The following is a 16,780-nucleotide window of genomic DNA, read 5'->3' on the forward strand; positions in this document are numbered from 1 at the left end:
GCTCGCGAGACTTCTCTCGCGAGCCGGGCCGGCCGCTGTCGTTTCCGGACCTTTTCGGGTGCCCTCGGGGCAAGTTGACGATACGTCAGGCGCGTTGGTGGGCCGGTTCAGATCCGGTGGGCGGGCAGCCCGTGCTGGGCGGCGGTCAGCAGCTCGTGCATCCGCTGCCCGAAGTCCTCGGTGTCGGCGGCCGGTTCGGGGAAGACCAGGCGGACGTCGCGGTGGCCGTGCGGGTGGTCCAGGCGCAGGACCAGGCCGTGGCGGTCCAGGGCGAGCGGGCGGACCTCCGGGTGCTGGGCGAGCAGGTCCGGGTCGAGCAGCCGGGTGAGGACGGCGAGGGCGTCGGCGTGGTCGTCGGCGAGGTGGGTGAGCATGGCGGCCTCGTAGCGGGCCAGCGGGTCGGGTGCGGCGTGGGCGAGGTCGCCGGCGGTGAGTGCGCCGGTGCCGTACGGGGTGGAGAGGACGGCGTGGGCGACGTCCACGCGCAGGTGGACGCTGAGGCCGTCGTCGGCGAGGTGGGCCAGGTGCAGTCGGCCGGCCAGGGTGAGGCGGGCGCGGATCCGGTCGCGGACGGCGACGGGGGAGATGTCGGTGACGTCCAGGACGACGGCGAGTCCGTCGGTGGCGCGGGCGGCGGCGGTGGCGAGCGGGTCGCCCAGCGGGGCGCGCAGGCGCAGCCGGGAGCCGTGGACGGAGACCGGGGTGTCGAGGTCGTGGTGCTCGCCGCAGGCGCGGACGGTGAGCGAGGAGGTCGCGCTGAGCAGGCTCTGGACCCGCTCGGCGGTGGTGGGTTCGGGCACCTCGGCGTCGCCGGCGGGCAGGCTCATGACGGACCTCCAGTTAGTTAGGTGAGCCTAACCTAATCTCCGCTCGGGAGTGTGGCAAGTGGCGAGGCCGGGGTCGCTGCCATCGGGGATAGAAAGCGCTTGCAAGTACCTGCGGATGTCTCGTATTGTCGACGCTGGTAGTTGCATGCGCAACGGTTCTCTCTGGAAAGCGGTCCCTCATGCCCCTCGCGCTCCTGGCGCTGGCGATCAGCGCCTTCGGTATCGGCACCACCGAGTTCGTGATCATGGGCCTGCTGCCCGAGGTCGCCGGCGACTTCTCGGTCGCCATCCCCACCGCCGGTCTGCTGATCTCCGGCTACGCGCTCGGCGTCGTGGTCGGCGGCCCGCTGCTCACCATCCTCGGCACCCGTGCCCCCCGCAAGGGCATGCTGCTGACGCTGATGGGCCTGTTCGTGGTGGGCAACCTGATCGCGGCCGTCGCCCCCGCCTTCGGGCTGCTGATGGTCGGGCGGATCGTCAGCGCCTTCGCGCACGGCGCGTTCTTCGGCATCGGCTCGGTCGTCGCCGCCGACCTGGTCGCCCCGCACAAGCGGGCCGGCGCCATCGCCCTGATGTTCACCGGCCTCACCGCCGCCAACGTGCTGGGCGTCCCGATGGGCACCCTGCTCGGCCAGCACTTCGGCTGGCGTTCCACGTTCTACGTCGTCGCCGGGCTCGGCCTGCTCGGCCTCGCCGGAATCGCGGCGCTGGTGCCCGTCCAGCCGCGGACCGGCGCCGCCCGTCTCGGCCCCGAACTGGCCGTCTTCCGGACCCTGCGGCTCTGGCTCGCGCTCGCCATGACCGTGCTCGGCTGGGGCGGCATCTTCGCGATGTTCACCTACATCACGCCGATGATGACCGAACTGGCCGGCTTCGCCCCGAGCAGCGTCACCTGGCTGCTCTTCCTGTTCGGCGTCGGCCTGTTCGTCGGCAACCTGCTGGGCGGCTGGTTCGCCGACCGCGCGCTGATGCGCAGCCTCACCGTGATCCTCGCGGTGCTCGCGGTGCTGCTGTTCGCCTTCACCTTCGCCGCGCACAGCAAGCCGGCCGCGATCGTCCTCATCCCGCTGATCGGGCTGTTCGGCTTCGCGACCGTCGCGCCGCTGCAGAAGCGGGTCATGGACCAGGCGGCGGGCGCGCCGACGCTGGCCTCGGCCGCCAACATCGCCGCGTTCAACCTGGGCAACGCGCTGGCCGCCTGGCTCGGCGGACTGGTCATCTCCGGCGGCCTCGGCTACGACGCGCCGAACTGGGTGGGCGGGCTGCTCACCGCGGTCGCCCTCGGGGTGACGGTGTTCGCGGCGGCGCTGGACCGGCGCGGCGCGGCGGGCGAGGGGCGGGTCGTGGCGCGCTCGGGCGCCCCGGCCGAGCAGGGTGTGCCCGCGGGGCGGTGAGCTCCGGCCGAGCAGGGAGTGCCCGCGGGGCGGTGAACGAGGGGGGCGGCGGAGGGCCCGGACGCCTGGTGCGCGTCCGGGCCCTTGCGGTGGTCGGGCTGCTCGACGGTGTTTCAGGCGACGACGGCCTGGGCGTCGATCTCGACCAGCATCGGCTCCTGCGGCAGCTCGACGAAGATCGTGGTGCGGCAGGGCTTCACGCCGCCGGGCTTGATGTTCTCGTCGATGAACTCGGCGTACACCTCGTTCATCAGCGGGAAGTCCGCCCGCTTGGTGAGGTAGACCCGGAACATCACCACGTCCTCGATGGTGGCGCCGCCGGCCTCGACGATCGCCTTGACGTTCTCCAGCGTGCGCCGGGTCTGCGCCTTCACGTCGCCGTGGTACAGGTACTCGCCGGTCGCCGGGTCCTGCGGGCCCTGGCCGGAGACCTGGAGGATCGGGCCCTTGCGGACGCCCTGGGAGAACATCCAGGCGGGGGCGGGGGCGCCGTCGGTGCGGATCTCGGTCTTGCCGCTGGTCGGGTGCTGCTCGTTCATGGGGTTCCTTACGGTCTGACGGTTGATCAGTTGTGGTCCGGGCGGCCGCAGTCGGCCGAGATGGCGCGGGTGGTGGCGAGCAGCTGCGGGAGGAGGTCCAGCACCTGCTCGTAGGGGAGGACGACGTCCGGGACGGAGATGGACGCGGCGGCGACGACCCGGCCGCTGGCGTCCCGGATCGGGGCGGCCACGCAGTTGATGAACGACTCGTGCTCGGCGTGGTCCTGCGCCCAGCCCTGGACGGCGACCTTCTCCAGCTCGGCGAGCAGCGCCTCGGGCGTGCTGAGGGTGCGCGGGGTGTGCGGGGTGAAGTCGATCCCGGCGGCCACCCGGCGGCGTTCGGGCAGCGGCAGGTCGGCGAGCAGCACCTTGGAGACGGCGGCGCTGTGCAGGGCGGCGCGCAGGCCGATCCGGGAGTACATCCTGACCGGGTGCCGGGAGTCGAACTTGTCGATGTAGACGACCTCGCCGCCCTCGTACGCGGCCAGGTGCACGGTCTGGCCGGTGGTGGCGTTCAGCTCGGCCAGGTGCGGGGCGGCGATCCGGCGGACGCCGCGCTGTTCCAGGGCGAGGCCGGAGAGGGCGAACAGGCCGGCGCCCAGGTGGTAGCGGTAGGCGGCGTCACGGTAGACGAACCGTTCCTCCTCCAGGCTCTGGAGCAGTCGGAGCACGGTCGTCTTGTGGACGCCGAGCACCTCGGCCAGCTGGTCGAGGGAGCGCTCGCCCTCGCCGAGTTCGGCGAGCAGGCGCAGGGCGCGGGTGACGGTCTGGCTCATCGTGCTCCGCCGGGGTCGTTCGGGCTCGGGTTGGTGCTCATTGTGCCCGGGCCCGCCGGGTGTCGCGGGACCGGTCCGCGGGGACGGCCGGGCCGGTGATGCCCTCCACCGAGACCCGGGTGGCGGCCCAGTCGGCGGGCGAGGCGTCGAGCAGCGCGGCCACCACGGCGGCGGGCGGCAGTTCGGCCTGGTCGCCGTGGGCGGTCAGCGCGCAGGCGGCGCTCAGGTGGCCGAGCCGCAGCCGGCGGCGCTGGTCCAGGCCGCGGACGGTGCCGGCCAGGTATCCGGCGGCGAAGGCGTCGCCCGCGCCGGTGGCCTCGACCACCTCGACGGCCAGGGCCGGTTCGCTCACCGACGTGCCGTCCCGCTCCAGGGCGGTGACCAGCCGGGCGGCGTCCTTGACCACCACGGTGGCCGGGGAGGCGAAGCGGCGGCGCAGCGCGACCGGCTCCCCGGTGCCGAACGCGGCCTCGGCCTCGTCGGCGCCGATCAGCAGCAGGTCGGCGGCGTCCAGCAGCGGCGGCAGGACGGCCGGGTCGCGGTCGTGCCAGAGTGCGGGGCGCCAGTTGAGGTCGAAGCTGACGGTCCGCTCCGGGCGGCGGTCGGCGAGCAGGGCGCGCAGCAGCGCCAGGCAGTCGTCGGAGAGCGCGGCGGTGATGCCGGACAGGTGCAGCAGGCGGGCGCCGGACAGCAGCCGGACGGCCGCGGGGTCGGCCAGCAGGGCGGGGGAGAGCGCGGCGGCCGCGGAGCCGCGCCGGTGGTAGTGCAGCCGGCTGCGGCCGGGGCCGAGGTCGTGGTGGTGGCCGGTGGCGCCGCCGACCTCCTTGAGGTACAGGCCGGTGGGGCGGTGCGGGTCGACGGCGACCGCCGAGACGTCCACGCCGCGGGCGGCGACCTCGGCGAGCAGCCGGCGGCCGAAGCCGTCGTCGCCGACCCGGCTGATCCAGGCGGTCGGCACGCCGAGCGCGGCCAGTGCGCCGGCCACGTTGGACTCCGCGCCGCCGACCGACAGCCGGAAGTTCTCCACGGCCTCCAGCGGGCCCGGCCGGTCCGGCAGCAGCACCGCCATGGACTCGCCCACGCACACGGCCGTCGGGGAAGGACCGGGGCGGGCCGGGCCCGGGGTGTCCTGTCGCGGCATCTGCTGGGCTCCTCCGTCTGCGGCGGCCGTTCCGTTGACCGTGATCCGGCGCCGATGCTAGAACCGTCATGCCAACATGTGCAACCCTCATTGCACATGTTGCAACACGGCAGATGGAGGAAGACGGTGGAGCAGACCTTCGCAAGCATCGGCACCGGGCCGGGCATCGACGACGGCGCGGTGGCGGCCCTCGCCGACGAGACGCTCGACTGGCGGTTCAAGGCCGCCCCGCCGGAGGCCTGGGGGCACTCCGTCCGCGACTGGCTGGCCACCGGGCCCACCCTCACCGGGCTCGGCACCCCGCTGCTCACCCTGGACGGCGCCGCGCTCGACCACAACCTGCGCACCATGGCCGACTGGTGCGCCAAGGCCGGGGTCGCGCTCGTGCCGCACGGCAAGACCACCATGGCGCCCGCCCTCTGGCAGGCGCAGCTCGCCGCCGGCAGCCACGGCATCACCCTCGCCAACCTGCCGCAAGTGCGCGTCGCCCGGGCCTTCGGAGTCGAGCGGATCCTGCTCGCCAACACCCTGCTCGACCCGGCCGGACTGGCCTGGCTCGCCGCCGAACTGGCCGCCGACCCGGCGTTCGCCTTCGTCTCCTGGGTGGACTCCACCGAGAGCGTCCGGCTGATGGACGAGGCGCTGCGCGCCGCCGGGGCCCAGCGGCCCGTCGAGGTCCTGGTCGAACTCGGCGGCCCCGGCGGGCGCACCGGCGCCCGCGGCGTCGACGCGGCCGTCGAGATCGCCGCCGCCGTGCTGCGCGCCCCCACCCTGCGCCTCGCGGGCGTCGGCGGCTACGAGGGCGCGCTCGCCCACGACGCCACCGCCGACGGGCTGGCCACCGTCCGCGGCTACCTCAAGGCGCTCGCCGACCTGCACGGCCGGCTCGCCCGCGCCTACCCGGACGACGCCCGGCCGATCGTGACGGCCGGCGGCAGCGCCTACTTCGACCTGGTCGTCGAGGAACTCGCAAGCCTGCCGGAAGCCCTCGTGGTCCTGCGCTCGGGCGCGTACATCGCCCACGACGACGGCTTCTACCGGGGCATCTCGCCGCTGGTCCGGGGCGCCGGCGCCACGCCGTTCCGCAGCGCGCTGCACGGCTGGGCCCGGGTGGTGTCCCGGCCCGAGCCGCAACTGGCCCTGCTGGACGCCGGCAAGCGCGACCTGCCCTTCGACGAGGGCCTGCCCGAGCCGCAACACGTGCGCGGCGGCGCCGAGTTGACCGGCACTGCGGCCCGGATCACCGCACTCAACGACCAGCACGCCTTCCTGCGCGACGCGGGCGACCTCGCCCCGATCGGAGCGGTGCTGCGACTCGGCGTCTCCCACCCGTGCACAGCCTTCGACAAGTGGACCGCGATCCCGGTGCTCGACTCCGCCGACGCGGCCGAGCCGAAGGTCACCGGGCTGGTCAGGACGTTCTTCTGATGGCGGGCGGCAGAACGCCCGACACCGTCTTCCGGGGCGCCACCGTCGTCGACGGCACCGGCGCGGACCGCTACCGGGCGGACGTGCGGATCGCCGACGGGCTGATCGCCGGGATCGGCCCCGGCCTCGACGCGCCGACGGTGGTGGACGCCGACGGGCTGGTCCTCGCCCCCGGCTTCATCGACATGCACGCCCACTCCGACCTCGCCCTGCTGCTCGAACCCGAGCACCCGGCCAAGGTCACCCAGGGCGTCACCTGCGAGGTCCTCGGCCAGGACGGCCTGTCCTACGCCCCGGTGGACGACACCACCCTGCCCGCGCTGCGCCGCCAACTGGCCGGCTGGAACGGCGATCCGGAGGCCTTCGACTGGGACTGGCGCGGCGTCGCCGGCTACCTGGACCGGATCGACCGCACCGGCGTCGCCGTCAACGCCTGCTACCTCGTCCCGCACGGCTCGCTGCGGATGCTCGCCATGGGCTGGGCCAACCGGCCGCCCACCCCGGCCGAACTCGACCGGATGCGCCAGGAGTTGGCGCAGGGCCTGCTGGACGGCGCGGTCGGCATGTCCAGCGGCCTCAGCTACACCCCCGGGATGTACGCGGACACCGCCGAACTGGTCGAGCTGTGCACCGTGGTCGCGGCCTACGGCGGCTTCCACGCCCCGCACCAACGCTCGTACGGAGAGGGCGCGTTGGAGGGCTACGCGGAAATGGTGGAGATCGCCCGGCGGACCGGCTGCGCGCTGCACCTGACCCACGCCACGATGAACTTCGGCGTCAACCGGGGCCGGGCCGGCGAACTGCTGGAACTGGTCGACCAGGCACTCGCCGACGGCGTCGACCTCACCCTGGACAGCTACCCCTACCTGCCCGGCTCCACCACCCTGGCCGCCCTGCTGCCCAGTTGGGCCACCGAGGGCGGCCCGGAAGCGACCCTCACCCGGCTCGCCGACCCGGCCGCCCGCGAGCGGATCCGGTACGAGGTGGAGGAGAAGGGCAGCGACGGCTGCCACGGCGTCGTCACCGACTGGGCGACGATCCAGATCTCCGGCGTCCGGACGGCCGAGCTGGCACGGACGGTCGGCCGGACCGTCGCCGAACTCGCCGCCGAGCAGGGCCGCAGCGGGACGGAGGTCTTCCTCGACCTGCTGCGCCGCGACGAACTGGCCACCACGATCCTCCAGCACGTCGGGCACGAGGAGAACGTCCGGGCGATCATGCGCCACCCGGCGCACACCGTCGGCAGCGACGGGCTGCTGGTCGGCGCCCGGCCGCACCCGCGCGCCTGGGGCACCTTCCCCCGCTACCTCGGCCACTACAGCCGGGAGTTGGGCGTGCTGACGCTGGAGGAGGCCATCGCCCGGATGACCGGCCGGCCCGCCGCCCGGCTCGGGCTGCACCGGCGCGGCCTGATCGCCCCCGGCCACCACGCCGACCTGGTGCTCCTCGACCCCGAGAAGGTCCGGGACGCCGCCACCTTCGAGCACCCCCGGCTGCCCGCCGAGGGCGTCCAGCACGTGTACGTCAACGGCACCGCCGTCGTCCGGCAGGGCCGCACCACGGGCGCCCGGCCCGGGCGCGCCCTGCGCCGCACCGACCGAGGAACCAGATCCCTGTGAATCCCCCCTCCGTGAATCCTCCCTCCGTGAACCCCCTCGCCGACCTGCGGGACGACCCGGTGATCGCCGTGGTCCGCGCGCCCCGCATCCCGGACGCGGCCGCGCTGTGCGCCGCGCTCGCCGACGGCGGCATCAACTGGACCGAATTCACCTACACCACACCGGAGGTGACGACGCACCTGCGGCGTGCCGCGGACGCGGGCTGGCGGGTCGGCGTGGGTACCGTGCTGACCGCCGAGCAGGCCGAGCGCGGGGTCGCGAGCGGGGCGTCCTTCCTGGTCACCCCCGGCTGCCGGCCCGAGGTGGCGCAGGCCGCCCGGGCCGCCGGGGTGCCGGTGGTGCTCGGGGCGCTCACTCCGACCGAGGTGGCCCGGGCGGTGGACCTCGGGGCCGCCGCCGTGAAGATCTTCCCGGCCCGGGCGTTCGGCCCCGGCTACTTCAAGGACCTGCGCGGCCCGTACCCGGACGTCCCGCTGGTGGCCTCCGGCGGGGTGAACGCGGGCAACGCCGCCGACTTCCTGGCGCACGGCGCGCTCGCGGTCTGCGCGGGCACGGACGTGGTGCCGCCGGACGCGGTCGCGGCGGGGGACTGGGCGGAGATCACCCGGCGGGCCCGGGCGTTCACCGCGGCGTGCGCGGTGGCCCGGGCCTGAGGGGCCGGCGGGTGGCGGGGTGCCGGGGCGGCGGTCGGCGGACTGTCGGGGCTGTCGGGACGGCCGTCGGCGGGTAGTAGGGACGGCCGGTCGGTGGGCTGTCGGGACGGCCGGGGATGGGCGAGAATCGTGCTCCCCAGCCCCAGCCCCAGCCTCGGCCCCAGCCCTGGCCCCGGCCCCCGGATCCGGCAGGAGGACCCACCCCCATGACCTCGCCCCGCCCCGGCCCCGACTGGCTGGCCGACGCCGTCCTGTACCAGATCTACCCGCAGAGCTTCGCGGACTCCGACGGCGACGGCATCGGCGACTTCGCCGGCATCGCCGCGCACCTCGACCACCTCGCCTGGCTCGGCGTCGACACCGTCTGGCTCAACCCCTGCTTCGCCTCCCCGTTCCGCGACGCCGGCTACGACGTCGTCGACTACCTCGCCCCGGCCCCGCGCTACGGCGGCACCGAGGACCTGGTCGCGCTGGTCGAGGCCGCCCGCCGCAAGGGCATCCGGATCCTGCTCGACCTGGTCGCCGGCCACACCTCCGACCGCCACCCCTGGTTCCTGGCCGCCGCCGAGGACCCGGCCGACCACCGGTACATCTGGTCCGACCAGCGGGTGGACGGCTTCGTCGCCTCGCCCGGCAGCCGCCCCGGCTGGTACCGGCCGAACTTCTTCGACTGCCAGCCCGCGCTCAACTTCGGCTACGCGCGCCCCAGTTCCGTGGAGCCCTGGCGCCAGCCGGTGGACGCCGAGGGTCCGCGCGCCAACCGGGCGGCCCTGCGCGACGTCATGGCGCACTGGCTCGGCCTCGGCCTGGCCGGCTTCCGGGTCGACATGGCGTCCTCGCTGGTCAAGGACGACCCGGGCCTGGTGGAGACCGCCAAGCTGTGGACCGGGCTGCGGGCCTGGCTGGACCGCGCCCACCCGCAGGCCGCGCTGTTCGCCGAGTGGGGCGATCCGGCGGCCGCCGTCGCGGCGGGCTTCCACGCGGACTTCTTCCTGCAGTTCGGCGGCGCCGACCGCGGCCTGCCGCTGCGCTCGCTGTGGAACAACGGCGCCGGCACGGTCGAGGAGTTCTGGCAGCAGGGCCCGTGCTACTTCGAGGCCGAGGGGCGAGGCACCCCGCAGGTGTTCCTGGACGCCTGGCGCGCCGCCGCCGAAGCGACCGAGGGCGTCGGCCACATCGCCCTGCCCACCGCCAACCACGACTTCTCCCGGCTGGCCACCGGCCCGCGCACCGACGAGCAACTGGCTGCCGCCTTCGCGTTCCTGTTCACCTGGCCCACCCTGCCGGCCGTCTACTACGGCGACGAGATCGGCATGCGCTACCTGCCCGGACTGCCCGACGTCGAGGGCAGCGTGCTCGGCCCGCGGTACAACCGGGCCGGCTCGCGGACCCCGATGCAGTGGGAGCCCGGGCCGGCGGCGGGCTTCTCCAGCGCGCCGCCCGAGCGCCTCTACCTGCCCGTCGACCCGGACCCGGGGCGCCCGGACGTGCTGTCGCAGCGGGTCGATCCGACCTCGCTGCTGCACACCGTCCGGCGGCTGATCGCGCTGCGCCGGGCGCATCCGGGGCTGGGCGCCTCCGGCGGGGTGGAGGTTCGGCACGCCGGGTACCCGCTGGTGTACACCCGGGCCGGACGGTACCTGGTGGCGGTGAACCCGCGCCGGGAGCCGGGGGTGGTGCGGCTGGAGCACGGCGGGGCGCGCCCGCTGGAGGTGCGGGGCGTGCGGGTGGCGGACGGGGAGCTGCGGGCGGACGGCTTCTCGTACGGCGTGTTCGAGCTGTCCTGAGCGTTCGGCCGTGGCCCGCGCTGGGGCGGGCGGCTTTCGATCGGCGTCGGATAGTTGTAAGCTACATCCATAGATGGTTGCATTTACCACCTGATATGGGTGCACGTGGCACCCTTGATGGTTGCATTTGCCACTCATCTCCACTCGACGCCACCGGAGGACGGTACGAACGCCATGAGCACACCCCAGACCCCCGTCGCAGCGCCCGCCCTGGGGCACTCGCTCAAGCACCTCGCCGTCCACCTGATCACCCCGCTGCTGATGTGCCTCGGCATGGCGCTCGCCTACCAGGGCGCCTTCCACCAGCCCGAGCCGCACCACCTGAAGGTCGCCGTGGTCGGCACCACCCCGCAGGCGCAGGGCCTGGCACAGGCGATCCAGGCAAAGGCCGGGGCGGCGGTCGACGTCCGCACCCTGCCCGACCGGGCGACCGCCGAGCAGCAGCTGCGCGACCGCGACCTGGTGGGGGCCTTCCTCCCGGACGCCAGGAGCCCCGAACTGCTCGTCGCCAAGGGGAACTCGGACACCTCGGCGGTGGCCGCCACGGCGGTGTTCAGCAACGTCACCGACCGGCAGGGCGTGCCGCTGCACGTCACCGACCTCACCACCCCGGCCGAGGGCGACCCGACCGGCCAGGGCCTGTTCTTCCTGCTGGTCGCGCTGAGCATCGGCTCCTACGCCAGCGTCGCCGTGATCGGCGCGGCCGGCGCCGGGCTGAGCATGCGGATCCGGGCGCTGGTCGGCGTGGCGGTGTCGCTGGTGGTGAGCGTGATCGGGATCGTCACCGCCGGACCGGTCTTCCATGTGGTCGACCACGACCTGGCCGCGGTGTGGGCGCTCGGCTGGCTCTACTCGGCGGGCATCGTCCTGATCGGCATCGGCCTGCACAGCTTCCTGAAGAAGTGGACCACCCTGGCCCTGATGGTGCTGTTCGTGATGCTGAACTTCACCAGCTCCGGCGGCGTCTTCCGGCCCGAGCTGCAGAACGGCTTCTTCGGCGCGCTGCACGGCTTCTGGACCGGCGCCGGCTTCCTGGAGGGCGCGCGCAGCATCCTGTACTTCGACGGCGGCGCGGGCCTCGGCGGGCACGTCGTGACCCTGGTGGTCTGGCTGCTGCTGGGCGGGGCCGCGCTGGTGGCCGCCGCGCTCCACGAGGAGCGCGGGCGCCGGGCGGTGGAGAGCCCGGTGGAGGCCGAGGAGGAGATGGCGGAGGCGGTCGCGGTCTGACCGCACCGCACGTGAGCACTCCACCCGGCGCTGAGGGCATCGGCACCGGGTGGGGACCGACGGCCCGCGCCCGGCTCTGGACAAGCCGGACGCGGGCCGGTTTCGTGGCTCCGGTTCTGTGGCTCCGGTTTCGTAACTCCGGTTCCGTGACTCCGGGTTCATGACTCCTGGCTCATGGCGCGCCTTCGGGGTGCCCGTCGTCCGGGGCGCGGCCGGAGGCGGCGACGGGGATTCCTCCAGGGGTGAGGGCCATCAGGCGTCCCCGGCGGGGGCCGTCGCGTCGCCGGACGGGGCGTCACTGCGCAGGTGCGGGCGGGCCAGCAGCAGGTAGAGCCCGCCGGCCGCGAGCACCGCCACGGCCGAGAGCAGCACGAGGTAGTCGTCGTACCAGGCGGCGTCCGGGGTGCGGCCCCAGCAGATGTTGACGATCGCGGCGAGCCCGTACACCAGCGCGCCGATGTTCACCGCCAGGCCCCAGCGCCCGAGCCGGAAGTCCCCGCTCGGGCGCCAGCCGCGCAGCCGGGCGCGCAGGGCGGCCAGCACCACCATCTGGAAGGCCAGGTAGATGCCGATGCTGGAGAAGGAGATGATCTTCGTCAGGGCGCCCTCGGAGAGGGCCGAGGCGCCGACGATGATCACGCCCGGCACTGCCGCCGCGAGCAGCAGCGCGTACGGCGGCACCCGCAGGCGGTCCGAGACGGTGGCGAGCAGCCGGCTGCCCACGATCATCCGGTCCCGGGCGAAGGAGTACGCCAGCCGGCTCGCCGCCGCCTGGAGGCTCAGCACGCAGGACAGGAAGGAGATCAGCACCACGCCGATCACCACCCGGGCGCCGGTGGCGCCGAACGCGTCGTGCAGCACCGAGGCCACCGGGTCCTTGTCGTCGCCGGAGACCACCGCGCCGATGTCCTGGATGGACATCACCAGCGCCAGGCTGACGCCGATCGCCGCCGCGCCGCCGACGTAGAGGGTGCGCCGCATCGACTTGGGGATCTGTCGACCGGGGTTCGGCACCTCCTCGGCGACGTCGCCGCACGCCTCGAAGCCGAAGAAGAGGAAGACCGCGATCAGTCCGGCGGCCAGGAAGGCGTCGGTGTACGAGCCGCCGTCGCCCGCGCCGAAGCGGTCGAAGACCACGCCGAGGCCGTGGTAGCGGTGGGTCAGCAGCAGCCAGGCGCCGACCGCCAGGGCGCCCAGCAGCTCGGCGGCGAAGCCGAACACGGCCGCCGCCGACAGCACCTTGGTGCCGCCCAGGTTGATCACGGTGGCGAGCAGCAGCAGGCCGAGCGCGCACCAGACGGTCGTCGTGGTGCTCGGTTCGACGCCCAGCAGCGCGGCCACGTACGGGCCGGCGCCGTAGGAGACCGCCGCGATGGTGGACATCAGCGCCAGCAGGTACACCCAGCCGGTCAGCCAGCCCCAGGTGCGGCCCCAGAGCCGGCGCGACCACGGGTACACCCCGCCCGCCACCGGGAACTGGGCGACCACCTCGCTGAACACCAGCGCCACCAGCAACTGGCCGACCCCGGCGATCAGGAAGCTCCACACCATCGGCGGGCCGGCGGTCGCGAGGGAGGAGGCGAAGAGTGTGTACACGCCGACGACCGGGGAGAGGTAGGTGAAGCCGAGGGAGAAGTTCGCCCAGAGGCTCATGTCGCGTTTGAACTCGGAGGTGTAGCCGAGGGCGGCCAGCCGAGCGGCATCGGCATCGGCATCGATGTCGGCATCGATGTCGGGGCCCTGAGGGGGGAGGGGGCCGGTCGGGGAGGTGGCACGTGCGCTGGCATCGGTCATGACCTGCTCCTGCTCCTGGGAACGTGGCGTGACGCGTGAGGGCTTCCCGGGGGTGGTGCTCGGACCGGGATCGCGGGAAAACATACGAGATCGGGTTTCTAGCGGCAAGGGTGCGTGCCCGACCGGGAGGTACCCTGCCGGGAGCACCCAGTCCGACGGTGATCGAGGAGGGGGCCGGCGTGGCGACGATCGGGAGCACGACCCCGCTGCTCAGCGCCGTCCTCGCGCCATTGACCGACCTCGGCCGCGCCGATGCCGTGGCCCGCCGGATCACCGAGGCGATCGCCCTCGGCCTGGTCGCCGACGGGGACCAACTGCCCAGCGAGAACGACCTCGCCGACCGGCTCGGCGTCGCCAACGGCACCGTCCGCGAGGCGCTCGCCCTGCTCCGCGAGGCCGACCTGATCGAGACCCGGCGCGGCCGCAACGGCGGCAGCTTCGTCCGCACCCCCGGCGAGGGCTCCGAACGCCTCCAACTCGCCCGGCTGCGCGACCTCGCCACCGTCGACCTGCGCGACCTCGGCGACGAGGAACTGGCCGTCTCCGGCACCGCCGCCCGGCTCGCCGCCGAACGCGCCCCCGCCGACCTCGCACCCCGGCTCACCCGGCTGGTGCACGACCTGCGCGACGCCGCCGGGCCCGCCGAACAGCGCCGCGCCGACGCCCGCTTCCACATCGAACTCGCCGTCGCCGCCCGGTCCGTGCGCCTCACCCGGCTCGCCGTACGGCTCCAGGCCGAACTCGGGCCGCTGCTCTGGCTGCCCGCACCGCACGGCCCCGACCAGGAGCGGTTCGCCGAGCAGCACCGGGAGATCCTGGTCGCCGTCCTGGCCGGCGACGCGGCCGGGGCCCGGGCCGCCGCCGAGGTGCACACCGTCGCCTGCGTGCACCACCTGGTGCGGGGGCACCTCCAGCTGGCGGGCGACGGCTGATGGCTGACGGACACGGCTGACGGACGACGGCTGACCGGAGGCCCGGATATGACCTGCACTCCTGGATGTATCAGCCCTGTTTTGGCGCGGGCGGCCGGGTGAAGCAGCAGTCGCCGCAGACCCCGGCGCCCGGCCCCACCCGGTAGTACAGGCAGCAGCTCGTCCGCCGGAAGGCGGCACCGTGCGGGCCGGTCCGCAGCGTCCCGGTGCCGGCCAGCGGCGGGCGCGCGAGCAGCTCCGCGACCAACGCCCGTGCGGGGCCCGGCGCGTGGGCGTCCAGGACCCGCAGCGTACCGGCCAGGGCGGAGGCGGCGTTGCCCGTCAGCAGCCGGGCGGAGAGCGGGACGGCGGACCGCACCGCCGCCGCCAGCGGCTCCAACTGGCCCACCAGGACGGCATCGTACAGCTGGTCGGCGAGCGGCAGCGGAGCGGGGAGCGGGGGCTCCGGCGGCGTCCAGAGGTCGAGCGGCCCCTGATCCGGGATCCGCACCCAGGCGTGCTCCAGCGTCGGGACCGTACCCAGCAGGACGGCCGCCCCGAGGCCCACCGACCAGAAGCGGGCGGCCAGTCCGAGGTGCAGGATCGACGCGGCGACCCGGGGCTCGGCGGTGCCGAGCCGCTGCGCCACCACCCGGATCCGCCGGGCCAGCGGCGCGTCCGGCCCGGTGCCGTACAGCTCGGGCAGCGGCCGGAAGCCCGGGGGCGGCCCCGCGCCGGGGGTGGCGGGGGTGTCGAGCGCGAAGTACGGGCCGACGGCGGCGAGTCGGCCGTAGTCGGGGCGGCCGGCGTTCCCGGTGCCGTCGGCGGGGCGGTCGACGGGCATCGGGCGGGCCTCCAGGGCGTTCAGGCGTTCAGACGTTCGGTGTGATCGGTGCGTTCGGGCGCGCGGAGGAACGGTACCGCGCCCGTCGGGGTGGCGGCCGGTGAGCGCGCCACCCTGACGGGCGCGACCGGGGTCAGCGTCCCCGGCCGCCGCCGCGGGCGCCGCGCGGGCGGGTGAGCGTGAAGCGGTCGACGGGGACGAGGTCTCCGTACGGGCCGCTGACGGAGTAGTAGGTGACATCGATGGTGGTCCGGCCGCCGCGCTCGCCCGGGTCGACCTCGAAGGCGGCGAAGCCGTACGGGTTGTCGGCGTCGCGGAAGGCCGACCAGGGGGCGTCCTCGATCACGTACTGCGGGGGCCGCTTGCCGGTGGCCGGGTCGACGGCGCCGACGCCGGTGATGACGCGGGCCTTGGCGGGCTCGAAGAAGAGGCCGTTGGAGGGGGCGGAGGTGCCGCCGCCGCCGATCACCATGTGGACGGTGCCCCGGGTGGTGTCGATGGTCCGGGTGTCGGTGGCGACCGGGATGGGGGTGCGGGTGTCGGTCTGCTGCTGGCCGCGGATCGGGTGCGAGCGCTCGTAGTGGTGCTCGTGGCCGCAGACCACCAGGTCGACGCCGTACTTGTCGAACAGCGGCACCCAGGTCTCGCGGATGCCGAGGTCGGCGCCGTTGAACTTGTCGGCGGTGGAGATGACGACCTGGTGCATGCAGACCACGATCCAGTCGATCTCGGGGTTCGCGTTGGCGGCGGCCAACTCCCGTTCCAGCCAGCGCTGTTGGGCGCCCCCGGTGTAGCCGTGGACGTAGGAGTCGCCGGCGTCCTGGTAGGCGACGTCGTCGTTGTTGAGGCTGATGACGCGGACCGCGCCGGCGGTGAACGCGTACCAGAGGCCGTGCAGTTCGTCGTCGGAGCCGGACGGGGGGAGGTCGAAGTAGGCCTGGTAGGCGCCGTAGCCGGTCGGGCCGTTGCCGCGCTCGTTCTCGTGGTTGCCGGCGGCGGGCATCCAGGGGCGGTGGCGGGCGGAGCGGCTGTTGTTCTCGAACCAGTCGGACCAGGTGCGGACCCGGTCGGTGGCGAGGTTGGCGTAGCAGAGGTCCCCGTTGACGAGGTGGAACAGCGGGGCGATCCGCTCGACTCCGGCGGTGGTGTCGCCGGCGGCGGGGCTGCCCAGGTTGTCGTTGGCGTAGCCGTTCGCGGTCTTCTTGCCGAGGGTGGGGGTGCCCTGGTCGCCGAAGCTGGTGAAGGTGAAGGCGGCCCGGCCGCGCGGGGCGGTGCGGACGGTGCCGAGCTCCGGGGTGGCGCCGTCGTGGACGGCGGCGTACACGTAGTCCGTGTCGGGGTGCAGGCCGCTCAGCCGGGCGTGGTGGATCTGGACCTCGGTGCCGGACTTGGCGTCCCGGTAGGTGCTGGTGTCGGCCTGCACGCTGCGGCCCAGGCCGCCGTTCGAAGTGCCGTACCGGACGCGGGGGTTGCCGACCGAGGCGGTGGTGTGCCAGGAGACCACGACCTCGCGCGAGGCGTCCGAGCCGAACTGGAGGTGCAGCCCGGCGACGCGCGGGGCGCCGGAGCGGTCCGGCCGCTCCAGCAGCAGCGGGGAGGCGGCGGCGGGCGTGGCCGCGATGCCGGAGAGGGAGACGGCGCCGCCGAGACCGAGACCGGTGGCACCGGCCAGGATCCCGCGGCGGCTGACGGGGGGATGTCCACTGGAAGCGTTCATGGCCGCCAGCCTCACCGGGCGTTGGTGAACCGCGCCGGGCCCGCGACGTGAACTTCCCGCCTGCCGGGCTCGTGACGTGAACCTCCCGTCCGTCGGGCCCGCGACGTGAACTTCCCGCCCGCC

Annotated in this window: 14 protein-coding genes; 7 read left to right on the top strand and 7 right to left on the bottom strand. The window is 74.3% G+C overall.

What is annotated here, in order from left to right:
* Positions 1 to 107: 107 nt before the first annotated feature.
* Positions 108 to 827, bottom strand: coding sequence for a DUF2470 domain-containing protein (locus ACFVX9_RS12570; protein WP_380370405.1), 720 nt, complete (start codon positions 825 to 827; stop codon positions 108 to 110).
* 179 nt (positions 828 to 1,006) lie between these two features.
* Here ACFVX9_RS12570 and ACFVX9_RS12575 point away from each other — a divergent pair, with 179 nt between their 5' ends.
* Positions 1,007 to 2,221, top strand: a complete 1,215-nt coding sequence (locus ACFVX9_RS12575; RefSeq protein ID WP_063350226.1) for an MFS transporter — start codon at positions 1,007 to 1,009, stop codon at positions 2,219 to 2,221.
* Positions 2,222 to 2,334: 113 nt separating this feature from the next.
* Here the strand turns inward: ACFVX9_RS12575 and ACFVX9_RS12580 are convergent, their stop codons facing one another.
* Genes ACFVX9_RS12580 through ACFVX9_RS12590 form a run of 3 tightly spaced genes read right to left on the bottom strand, consistent with a single transcriptional unit; the run spans position 2,335 to position 4,677 of the window.
* Entirely contained in the window at positions 2,335 to 2,760 is a 426-nt protein-coding gene (locus ACFVX9_RS12580; protein ID WP_371521326.1) for a RidA family protein, read from the bottom strand.
* 26 nt (positions 2,761 to 2,786) lie between these two features.
* Positions 2,787 to 3,536, bottom strand: a complete 750-nt coding sequence (locus ACFVX9_RS12585) for an IclR family transcriptional regulator (protein ID WP_380487284.1) — start codon at positions 3,534 to 3,536, stop codon at positions 2,787 to 2,789.
* Positions 3,537 to 3,573: 37 nt separating this feature from the next.
* On the bottom strand, positions 3,574 to 4,677 hold the full coding sequence (locus tag ACFVX9_RS12590) for a sugar kinase (protein WP_380370401.1): 1,104 nt from the start codon (positions 4,675 to 4,677) through the stop codon (positions 3,574 to 3,576).
* 126 nt (positions 4,678 to 4,803) lie between these two features.
* On the opposite strand from ACFVX9_RS12590, the gene ACFVX9_RS12595 reads away from it, so the two are divergent.
* The 5 genes from ACFVX9_RS12595 to ACFVX9_RS12615 all read left to right on the top strand — a co-directional run bounded on the left by ACFVX9_RS12595 (position 4,804) and on the right by ACFVX9_RS12615 (position 11,391).
* Complete coding sequence (locus ACFVX9_RS12595; protein WP_380370398.1) at positions 4,804 to 6,105, top strand: amino acid deaminase; 1,302 nt, start codon at positions 4,804 to 4,806, stop codon at positions 6,103 to 6,105.
* Positions 6,105 to 7,724 carry an amidohydrolase family protein gene (locus tag ACFVX9_RS12600; protein WP_387981538.1) on the top strand — a complete coding sequence of 540 codons (1,620 nt, stop codon included), beginning with the start codon at positions 6,105 to 6,107 and terminating at the stop codon, positions 7,722 to 7,724. Before ACFVX9_RS12595 ends, ACFVX9_RS12600 begins: the two co-directional genes overlap by 1 nt.
* 26 nt (positions 7,725 to 7,750) lie before the next feature.
* Positions 7,751 to 8,377, top strand: a complete 627-nt coding sequence (locus tag ACFVX9_RS12605; protein WP_063350231.1) for a bifunctional 4-hydroxy-2-oxoglutarate aldolase/2-dehydro-3-deoxy-phosphogluconate aldolase — start codon at positions 7,751 to 7,753, stop codon at positions 8,375 to 8,377.
* Positions 8,378 to 8,583: 206 nt separating this feature from the next.
* On the top strand, positions 8,584 to 10,164 hold the full coding sequence (locus ACFVX9_RS12610; protein WP_387981539.1) for an alpha-amylase family glycosyl hydrolase: 1,581 nt from the start codon (positions 8,584 to 8,586) through the stop codon (positions 10,162 to 10,164).
* A 174-nt stretch (positions 10,165 to 10,338) separates the two neighbouring features.
* Complete coding sequence (locus ACFVX9_RS12615; RefSeq protein WP_380487278.1) at positions 10,339 to 11,391, top strand: hypothetical protein; 1,053 nt, start codon at positions 10,339 to 10,341, stop codon at positions 11,389 to 11,391.
* 252 nt (positions 11,392 to 11,643) lie between these two features.
* Here ACFVX9_RS12615 and ACFVX9_RS12620 read toward each other — a convergent pair whose 3' ends face one another.
* The gene (locus ACFVX9_RS12620) at positions 11,644 to 13,185 is read right to left on the bottom strand and encodes an APC family permease (protein WP_387981541.1); all 1,542 of its coding nucleotides are present in this window, start codon (positions 13,183 to 13,185) and stop codon (positions 11,644 to 11,646) included.
* A 179-nt stretch (positions 13,186 to 13,364) separates the two neighbouring features.
* On the opposite strand from ACFVX9_RS12620, the gene ACFVX9_RS12625 reads away from it, so the two are divergent.
* Entirely contained in the window at positions 13,365 to 14,117 is a 753-nt protein-coding gene (locus tag ACFVX9_RS12625; protein ID WP_380487274.1) for a FadR/GntR family transcriptional regulator, read from the top strand.
* Positions 14,118 to 14,187: 70 nt separating this feature from the next.
* On the opposite strand, the gene ACFVX9_RS12630 is transcribed toward ACFVX9_RS12625, so the two are convergent.
* Positions 14,188 to 14,940 carry a (2Fe-2S)-binding protein gene (locus tag ACFVX9_RS12630; protein WP_387981542.1) on the bottom strand — a complete coding sequence of 251 codons (753 nt, stop codon included), beginning with the start codon at positions 14,938 to 14,940 and terminating at the stop codon, positions 14,188 to 14,190.
* A 133-nt stretch (positions 14,941 to 15,073) separates the two neighbouring features.
* Positions 15,074 to 16,657 carry a purple acid phosphatase family protein gene (locus tag ACFVX9_RS12635; protein ID WP_387981544.1) on the bottom strand — a complete coding sequence of 528 codons (1,584 nt, stop codon included), beginning with the start codon at positions 16,655 to 16,657 and terminating at the stop codon, positions 15,074 to 15,076.
* Positions 16,658 to 16,780: the final 123 nt, after the last annotated feature.

This window comes from Kitasatospora sp. NPDC058243 (assembly GCF_042882025.1).
Classification (GTDB): domain Bacteria; phylum Actinomycetota; class Actinomycetes; order Streptomycetales; family Streptomycetaceae; genus Kitasatospora.